Annotated in this window: 3 protein-coding genes and 1 pseudogene; 2 read left to right on the top strand and 2 right to left on the bottom strand. The window is 73.1% G+C overall.

Annotated features, from left to right (window positions below; all coding sequences use genetic code 11):
• Both ACFFNX_RS48680 and sigE read right to left on the bottom strand, forming a co-directional pair.
• Window positions 1–219, bottom strand: a 219-nt coding sequence (locus ACFFNX_RS48680; protein WP_378213252.1) for an anti-sigma factor family protein, incomplete at its 3' end; no start/stop codon positions are given.
• 118 nt (window positions 220–337) lie between these two features.
• Window positions 338–928: an RNA polymerase sigma factor SigE gene (gene sigE, locus ACFFNX_RS48675; RefSeq protein WP_378213251.1), complete on the bottom strand. Its 591-nt coding sequence runs from the start codon at window positions 926–928 to the stop codon at window positions 338–340.
• A gap of 139 nt (window positions 929–1,067) precedes the next feature.
• On the opposite strand from sigE, the gene ACFFNX_RS48670 reads away from it, so the two are divergent.
• On the top strand, window positions 1,068–1,691 hold the full coding sequence (locus ACFFNX_RS48670) for an O-methyltransferase (RefSeq protein WP_378213249.1): 624 nt from the start codon (window positions 1,068–1,070) through the stop codon (window positions 1,689–1,691).
• Window positions 1,688–1,960: pseudogene (locus ACFFNX_RS48665) on the top strand (hypothetical protein); the annotation flags it as partial. The gene ACFFNX_RS48670 and the pseudogene ACFFNX_RS48665, both read left to right, overlap by 4 nt.

Here is a 1,960-nt window from a genome sequence, read left to right as displayed (position 1 = left end):
CGGGTCACCTGGCTCGCCCATGGCCTGGAGCCTGGCGAGCAGGCGCTCGCCCGGGTCCGCGTCGCCCATCGCGCGGAGCCGGCGCTTGAGGGCCCGCAGCGCGTCGGCCTCGGCCCGGCACAGGTCGCACGCCGCGAGGTGGGCCAGCGCACGGTCGCGTTCGTCGTGGCCGAGCTCGCCGTCGACCAGAGCGGTGAGACGCTCCCCGAGGTGGGTCATGAGACCTCCTCCGCCCCACCCCACGAAAACGCTCCGCGAGCTCCGCGTTTCCGCGGGGACCCCGGGATCGGGGGGATGACCGAGGTGCTGTGCTTGCCGATTCCCTCGCTTCGCTCGGTCACAGCGCCTCCTCGGCACGGCGCCGGGGACCGCGGTGTTCGAGGGCGGCGCGCAGCTGCGCGCGCCCGCGGTGGATCCGGCTGCGTACGGTGCCGAGCTTCACGCCCACGGTCGCGGCGATCTCCTCGTACGACAGGCCCTCGATGTCGCACAGCACGACGACCGCGCGGTAGTCGGGGGCCAGGCCGTCGAGTGCCGCCTGGACGTCGGCGTCGAGCTTCTTGTCGTCGTAGGCCTGGGCGGGAGTGGGCTCGTGGCCGTGCAGGCGCTCGGCGGCGTCATCGGCGAGCCCCTCGAACCGGATGCGCTGGCGCCGCCGCGCCTGGTCGAGGAACAGGTTGGTCGTGATGCGGTGCAGCCAGCCCTCGAAGGTGCCGGGCTGGTAGTTGGCCAGCGACCGGAACACGCGGACGAAGACCTCCTGCGTGAGGTCCTCGGCGTCGTGCGGGTTGCCGGTGAGACGGAAGGCGAGGCGGTAGACGCGGCTGGAGTGCTCACGCACGATCTCGTCCCACGAAGGGGGTGTCCAAGCGATGCCGGCGTCGCGCACCGTCGCTCCCCTCTCACGCAAGAGTCCTGCCACCGCCATACTGCCCCGTTTCTTCCTTCTCGCCTACCGGCTGCCGTGGCCCTCCTGAAGAACGTGACGGTAGGCGGCGGAGTTCCCCACCCGCAGTAGTCTTTGACCTCGCAGACTAAGGCTCCCTGAGGAGGAAGTCATCGACGCGGTGAAGGCCACACTGGCCTACGTGGAGCAATACCTCCCCGAGGACGAGCCGCTGCGCAACGCGCGTCGGCGCGGCGAGGACGTCGGCGCGATGCCCATCGGCCCGGCCGGCGGTGCCGCCCTGAAGTTCCTCGCGACCGCCATCAGCGCGCGCACGGTCGTCGAGATCGGCTCGGGCTGCGGCGTGTCCGGCATCTGGCTGCTGCGCGGCATGCGGCCGAACGGCGTGCTGACGAGCGTCGACGTCGAGCCGGAGAACCAACGGCTGGCCCGTGAGGCGTACGCCGAGGCCGGCTTCCCGACCTCGCGCGCCCGTCTCATCACCGGCCGCGCGCTGGACGTGCTGCCCCGGCTCACCGACGGCGCGTACGACCTGGTCTTCTGTGACGCGCTCAAGCGGGAGTACCCCGACTACCTGCCGGAGGCGCTGCGGCTGCTGCGGCCGGGCGGCGTGGTGGCCTTCGACAACGCCCTGCTGGGCGACACGGTGGCCGACCCGACCAACCGCACTCCGGACGCCGTGGCGGTACGCGAGCTCGGCCGGCTCGTCCGCGAGGACGACCGGCTGACACCGATGCTGCTGCCGGTCGGGGACGGGCTCCTCGCCGCGGTGAAGGGTGAATGAGGGTACTCCGGCGACCGGTCCCGGGTGACGCGCGGCCGGTGGGGTGCGCGCTCGTCCTGCTGGTGTTCTCGGCCGTGTTCGCGGTGGCCGCCGTGCCGTCCCTGCCGCGTGTCGGCGCCCTGCTCTACCTGCTGGTCGGCGTGGCCGGAGTCCTGCTGTGCGGCGCCGGCCTGGCCACGGCCGCGGGCCGGTTCCTGGCCCGGCGCCCGGTCCTCGAACTGGACGATCGCGGGGTGCGCCTGCCCGCGCCCTGGCCGTGGCCGCGCACC

It is taken from the genome of Actinoallomurus acaciae (assembly GCF_042429965.1).
Taxonomy (GTDB): Bacteria; Actinomycetota; Actinomycetes; order Streptosporangiales; family Streptosporangiaceae; genus Actinoallomurus; species Actinoallomurus acaciae.
This window is presented reverse-complemented; position numbering and strand designations above follow the sequence as displayed.

What these genes read in the sequence shown, in the direction of transcription:
- sigE (WP_378213251.1), bottom strand. Translation starts at nt 928, where the DNA reads ATGGCGGTGGCAGGACTCTTGCGTGAGAGGGGAGCGACGGTGCGCGAC.